Source organism: Allomesorhizobium camelthorni, assembly GCF_011045125.1.
GTDB lineage: Bacteria > Pseudomonadota > Alphaproteobacteria > Rhizobiales > Rhizobiaceae > Allomesorhizobium > Allomesorhizobium camelthorni.
Window position 1 is genome coordinate 1 of sequence record NZ_JAAKZF010000168.1, and the last position, 6,002, is coordinate 6,002.

The 6,002-nt window shown below is 59.5% G+C and carries 8 protein-coding genes; 2 read left to right on the forward strand and 6 right to left on the reverse strand.

What is annotated here, in order from left to right; all coding sequences use genetic code 11:
* The 4 genes from G6N73_RS36590 to G6N73_RS34355 all read right to left on the reverse strand — a co-directional run.
* A partial coding sequence (locus G6N73_RS36590) for a hypothetical protein (RefSeq protein ID WP_206079250.1) occupies positions 1 to 210 on the reverse strand: 210 nt, incomplete at its 3' end.
* Between the two features lie 296 nt (positions 211 to 506).
* Positions 507 to 950 carry a YybH family protein gene (locus tag G6N73_RS34345; protein WP_165034340.1) on the reverse strand — a complete coding sequence of 148 codons (444 nt, stop codon included), beginning with the start codon at positions 948 to 950 and terminating at the stop codon, positions 507 to 509.
* Between the two features lie 771 nt (positions 951 to 1,721).
* Positions 1,722 to 2,216, reverse strand: a complete 495-nt coding sequence (locus tag G6N73_RS34350; RefSeq protein WP_165034341.1) for an SRPBCC family protein — start codon at positions 2,214 to 2,216, stop codon at positions 1,722 to 1,724.
* A complete protein-coding gene (locus G6N73_RS34355) occupies positions 2,209 to 2,580 on the reverse strand; it encodes an ArsR/SmtB family transcription factor (RefSeq protein WP_165034342.1) in 372 nt (123 codons plus the stop codon). Before G6N73_RS34355 ends, G6N73_RS34350 begins: the two co-directional genes overlap by 8 nt.
* Positions 2,581 to 2,784: 204 nt before the next feature.
* Here G6N73_RS34355 and G6N73_RS34360 point away from each other — a divergent pair, with 204 nt between their 5' ends.
* Positions 2,785 to 3,108 (forward strand): cupredoxin domain-containing protein, encoded by a 324-nt coding sequence (locus G6N73_RS34360; RefSeq protein ID WP_165034343.1) that lies wholly within the window; start codon positions 2,785 to 2,787, stop codon positions 3,106 to 3,108.
* Positions 3,105 to 3,644, forward strand: a complete 540-nt coding sequence (locus G6N73_RS34365; RefSeq protein WP_165034344.1) for a cytochrome P460 family protein — start codon at positions 3,105 to 3,107, stop codon at positions 3,642 to 3,644. Before G6N73_RS34360 ends, G6N73_RS34365 begins: the two co-directional genes overlap by 4 nt.
* Here the strand turns inward: G6N73_RS34365 and G6N73_RS34370 are convergent.
* Together G6N73_RS34370 and G6N73_RS34380 are read right to left on the reverse strand one after the other, a co-directional pair.
* A complete protein-coding gene (locus G6N73_RS34370) occupies positions 3,613 to 4,431 on the reverse strand; it encodes a TetR/AcrR family transcriptional regulator (RefSeq protein WP_165034345.1) in 819 nt (272 codons plus the stop codon). The two genes, G6N73_RS34365 and G6N73_RS34370, sit on opposite strands and share 32 nt — an antisense overlap.
* Before the next feature lie 623 nt (positions 4,432 to 5,054).
* A complete protein-coding gene (locus G6N73_RS34380; protein ID WP_165034346.1) occupies positions 5,055 to 5,534 on the reverse strand; it encodes a transposase in 480 nt (159 codons plus the stop codon).
* Positions 5,535 to 6,002 lie beyond the last annotated feature (468 nt).

Genomic DNA, 6,002 nt, shown 5'->3' on the forward strand with positions numbered 1-6,002 from the left:
CAGCACAGGACAGATGCCACCATCCTCTACGAGAATGCGCCGCTCGCCAGCATGCCATGCCGGCAGGAAGCACAAAATCAGAAAAGCGTTGGGGTCCGCGCATAAGTCGTGCCCCTGAACAAATATCCTTTGCGTGTCCCTGCCGGCTTCCTCCCATCTCACTTCTGCGCGCACGCCGTCTTCTTCAGCTATGAAGCCGCTCACAATCACCGGCCGTCCTCCCTTGGGGACTTTTTTGAATTGGTTTTAGAGCAAGAGTAGGGCGAGAGCCTACGCCGTGCAACGCAGGGATGTAGGCCGCCGCCCTGATGATCCCGACGTCCTCGGGTGATCTTCTGGTCGAAGCCGGACCTTTGACTAGTCTACTAACCCCTGCAATAGGCGCGGACATTGCTTTGGTGACCCTCGAGGGTGCAGCTCTTGGCGTCCGCCTGGATCATGACCGCACGAGCTGGCGCAGCGACCCGGGAGCGGGCCCTCCCGTCGGAAGCAGAGAACGCCGTCGATCAGTTGAAGGTGTGCAGCCGCAGTTTCAAGCTACCATCTGCCTGCTTTTCGAAAACGTGGGTTGCCACCCCGGCCCACGGCTGATCCGCACCATTGGCGTCTTTGCCCTTGGCCGACCATTTCGCCGTGCCGAACAGCAGGTTGCCGTCACCTTGTGCCTCGATCAGTTCGAGCTTGTGGCCTGTTACTCCCAAGCCGAAGAGGCCGCCAAAGAATTTCTCGACCCCGTCCGGTCCCTTGATGACGTCATGGGTGGCGGGCAAGAAAATCGCGTCGTCGGTGTAGAATGCCGCAACTGCCTTTGCGTCTGCATTGTTGAACGCAGCGTCCCAGGCCACGTAAGCGGCCTTGACCTGATCCTCGACCGGGTCAGCCTTGGCTGGGGACCACGCAACGAGGCAAAGGGAAAGCACAGCGAAGATCGCAGTCAGCAGTCTAACCATGGTGTCCTCCCAGATTGGCGGCACAGCCCGGCAGCTGCCGCGTCAAAACCATACGCCTGGGTCGCTGGGCGTTCGATTTATCCGTTTGGGGGCGGTGGCCTAACCCATCCGGATTCACCTGGTGAAGGCCTGATGACGGTTGGAGCGAGTGGAGCCCCCGCAAGATATTAGAGCATTCTAAATGGCAGACGGGGTGGTGGAGAGCGGGCACTGGATCAAGCGATTCCGGTGAGTCTTCCTTCTCGCCGTATGTGGATCTGCGGATGATGTTGGAGGTCCTCGTTGACCAGCAGAACATCTGCTATCCGCTCTGGTCGGCGCCGACCATGACACACCGAAGCTATGAATTTACCTGCAAAGTCACGTGCTTGCTGCCAATCTGGCCTGGGGTCAATTTTCGGGTCTGGATCACATCTCGAACCGGCGATGAGCCGCAGCAACGTGGTCTTGCCGCAGCCCAAGGGCCGCTCCTTAGGTCGCCAGCGAGGGGCTGCCCGCCGGATAGTCAACATCCGGATTCGGATCGAGGCAGGTCAGACCGATTTCGACCTTACGAGGCCATGGAAATCACCGATGAAACCCGCGAGCAAGGCTTGATAGATCGCTTTGCTTCGAAGCGATCTATCGTTATCAGCTCTGTTGTCCGGTGAAGCCGACTTCTGCGACGGTGGCAATTTCGTCAAGAGCGCAGTGCTATGCGCCGCGATCGGCGCCATTGAAGCGATTGCCTTCAACTCTCGTGTATCCAAAACCCATGGCCCGGGTTTCAGCTCAAGCCTGCAATTCAGCCAGCAGCTGTGCGAGCAGTTCCATGCTAGCGTCCCAGCCTTTGCCCATACCCTCAATGGCGGCGGCGAAACAGGCAATCTCAGCCGCGCTGGCCGAATGAGGGACCCAAGTCAGGCGCAACCTGGTCCGCCCGCCATCTTCCTCAAACGTAACCGTTGTGAGCAACACGCGCGGCCAATCCGCCATCATGGGAGAGGGAACGATATTCCATTCAGCATCCGAAGAAGAGTGCAACCAGACCAGCCGCTCTGGCGGCGTCACGTCAGTGTACTCGGCCCGTTGATGGTGGGAATTGTCGCCCCATCGCATTTCTACGAGCCACAGCCCACCGGGTTTCAGCTCAAGGCGATGGATAATTGTCTCCACCCTCGGCCCGTACCAGCGCGGCAACAGCACCGGATCGGTCCACGTTTTCCACACCAGCTCTCTCGGCGCGTCGAATACCCGCTCCAGCACGTAAGTCGGCAAATCACCCATTCCCGGCTCCCTTCGTCGCAGCCTTTTTCAATTCTTCCAACAGGCTGTCGAGTTGATCGAAATTCGATGACCAGAACCGTTTGAACTCTCCGAGCCAACTCACCGCCGCCGCCATCGGCTCGGCCTTCAGCCGCGCTGGCCTGCGCTGCTTGTCGACATCCCGTTCAATCAATCCCGCCCGTTCCAGCACTTTCAGGTGCTTCGAGACCGCCGGCTGGCTCATCTCAAACGGCGCGGCAATCTCATTCACCGATGCCTCGCCAGCCGCCAGCCGCGACAGGATCGCCCGCCGTGTCGGATCTGCGAGCGCGGCAAATACCGCGTCAAGATTCTGATTGCCCGCTGCATAACCGCTTAGTTCCATAACCTTGTGGTTACAGGACTATCGCAACCCCTGTCAACGGCTATCGTATTGTTGCGTCCGGTACGGAGGAGCGACCGCGCCAGCATCTCACGTCACAAAGTTGTCAATTGACCACTATGGCGTGCCTGCTTAGAGTTGCTGATCGCCGCGCCGACGAAGGGTACTCGGTAGCGTCTCGTGCGCACGTTGAGAGGGAGGTGCATTATGACGGCTTTTCGCATCACGGCCATGCTGACGGGATTGGTCCTGTCGTCCGCGCCAGGGATAGCGAATGAGGTATCGGTCACCATGGCGGGTATGAGCTACAAACCCGCTGCGATCACCGCCAATGTTGGCGATACTCTGGCCTTCACAAATGACGACAGCTCAGATCACAACGTTTTCGTACCAACGGTGGGGCACGCCGTTGACCTCGGCAAGCAAGAGCCCGGCGAGACACGAACCTTGGCGCTCGGCAAGGCTGGCAAGTTCGAGATCGAATGCGCCATCCACCCGGAGATGAAGGCAGTCGTGGAGGTCCGGCAATGAAACGCCTGTTGAGCTTTGCTCTCGCCGCCGGCGCAGCCGTTTCCGTCGCGGCTCCGCTGTTTGCCACCCCTGACCGGGTAAAGCTTCCGGAACAATACAATTCCGGCTTCGTCCTCTACAACAAGGTCGACCGGCCTGACCGCAAACGCGTTCGCTTCATGTATGTGAACCCGGAAGCCCACGCCCGCGCGCAACCCGGCGAGATGCTTCCAGAGGGTACTATCCTGATCATGGAGGATCACGACGTGACGATCGGCGCGGACGGCAATCCCGTTCTCGACAAAGACGGTCGGTTGATGCCGACAGATGCGCTGACGGGTATCTTCGTCATGGAGAAGCGGGCGGGTTTTGGCGCCGCAAACGAACTTCCGCCTGACAAGGACAATGGCGACTGGGACTACGCTGCCTACAAGGCCGACGGGTCTCCAAACTCGGAGGCGAAGCTCGAAAGCTGTTTCGCCTGCCACATGTCGCGCTCGAACCGCGATTTCACCTTCACCTATTTCAAGAACGTGGAAGACGGTCTCCCGAAGTGATCGATGGCGTGAGTTGCGGGACGGTGAGGCTCGTTCCTGCTCTTCCCGCGTGTATGTCCTTCAAACTGCCTGCTGCGCCGGCCAGGAAAGTCCTGATGTAAAGCCGCACCACCGCCTCCCGATCGGCTGGCATCGGCATCCGGTAGACGTGCTCGCGAATGCCGAAAAAAACCAGCGCGGCGTGAAGCATCATCGCGAGTTCGCGTTCGCCGCGCATCATGGCCTTACGGGCGAACGGAGCAAGACCAGCCTGCTCTCGTAGCTCACCGATGAGGGGTTCGAATATCAGGCCGGTTAGCGCCGCGCCCCGCCTTCTGGCTATCGGCCAACCATCGAGTGCGGCGCGGACGAAGAGGCGAATGCGGATACCGTCGGTTTCCTCAGCTGTTCGCCGATAAAAATCAAAAAGCCGGTCTTCGAGCGGCTGCGTCCGGTCCGCGAGCAGGGTATTGGACTGTTCCCGCCAGCTCCGGTCGAAGACGCCTTCAAACACTGCGGCGATGAGCGCATCCTTCGCCGGAAAATACCTGTAGAGGAGTGCCTGCCGCACCCCCAATCGGTCGGCCAGGTCACGCGTGGTTGCCTCGAAGCCTTTCTCCGAGAAAAGTTTCGCGGCTGCATCGACTAGGGTCCGGCGCCGTTCCTCACCGGAGAGGCGCTTGGCGCGGCCCTTGTCGCTCTCGCGTGTTGAGCCTGCGTTTTCCGTCCCCCCTGGGAGGGCCGCTCGTTTCGTTGAAGCCATGCCGATGCACCTTTTTTTACTGGCGCCGCCGATTTTAAACGACATCCGGCAACATCAAACCGAGGAGTGGCTGCCACATGTTGTCATCGAGCATTGTCGGCGACAAGCATTCCGCTCATGGAATTCGGACTGACCCTGCCCGAGTCGCCGACCCCACCGCTAACTTCGTCACTCATGCCGAGAGTGGACGGCTGGTCTTCCTCTCCGGCTAGGGGCCATTGCGCGCCGACGGCACGCTTTGCACCGGCAAGGTCGGCGAGGATGTCACGATGGAGGAGGCGTATGGCATACCCGTCTCACGGCTTGAACCTGCCCGCCGTCATGCGTGTCGCGGCAGGTGACCCCAGAAGAAAAGGGCCGAGCACGAATGCCCGGCCAAGTATGAAGGTTCAACCTTCAGAGGGGAACGCGGCGAGCGCAATGGGAGGAAAACACCCACCGCAATTCAGATGTAGGTTGTGTCCGGCGACGCCGCAATGACGCACGCTGTGCCACAGAGCAATCTGGGGTGATGCCACCAGTCTCGGGGCTGGGCAGCAATCGGCCGCGCTGGCGTTCACCGCGAAGACCTTTGAAACCTCCAGCCTCGCCAAGTCCCGATTGCCTGCGGTCATAGCTTCTTCGCGGGTCTTAAATGGTCCCGCAGCGTATCGCCGCGAAAATGGATCTCAAGCAAGCCCTAGCTTTTTCCTGAGTTCGGCGTTTTCTTTCCGGAGCCGGTCGGCGAGGAGCGTCTTCAGACGCGCATTCTCTTCTTCAAGCTTCACCAGATCCTTGAGCTCATCGCTCGGTGTTGTCTGTCCGGCAGCCTTCTTCCACTGATAGTAGGTCTGTTCCGATATTCCGGCTTTCTGGACCGCGGCCTTGATGCTCTCTCCCCGTCCGATCTGCTTTTCGATCTCGCCGAGCTTTTGGGCCCGCTCTTTCTCAGAGTATATTTTCCGCGCTGTCCGGGCTGTAGGGGAGGCGACTGCTTTAGATGAAGACGCTTGTTGGGCCGATTTGGCGGCTCTGGTTTGTACCGCACCTTCCTGCTTCCCGGTTCGCTTCCTCGGCTTCGGCGCCTTTTGCTTTATATCAGGTGTCTGTTCCTTCACGGGCACCTCGGCTGGCGCCTGGTTTGACTCGGTTTCCTTGAGGTCGGCCATGAGACACTCCCTGCGATGGTCAAACGTCTATTCTCCCGTGCAGCATCAAGAACTTAGGGACTTTGTCAACACGGCCGAAAACCCTGCTCTTCATTGTAGTCAACACAAGGCAAAAGCAGAGGCTCCGGCGCGATTAGCTACCAGTTCGGTGAGATGCCGCGACTTTATCGCTTCCAGGAGAGTGGCAAGCAGAACTTGCCGGACGTGCGTAGCTCCGGGCTGCCAGAAACAAGCTACGCTTCAACGGGTTCGCGACTGAGCCAGAATCCTGGCCCAGCATTCCAGACTTGATCCGCATCTTCTGGAGGCGTTCCGGTATGGAGGGCTTTGATCGGAGCCGGTCTCTGATCGCGCGGAAAAGGCGTTCCGCGCTCTGTCGTTCCGCAGCCCGAAACACGGGAAGAACCCCGCACGGACCGAGATATTCGGCTTCGAACAAAGCGCCCCTGCGCGTGGCTTTCAGCAGCA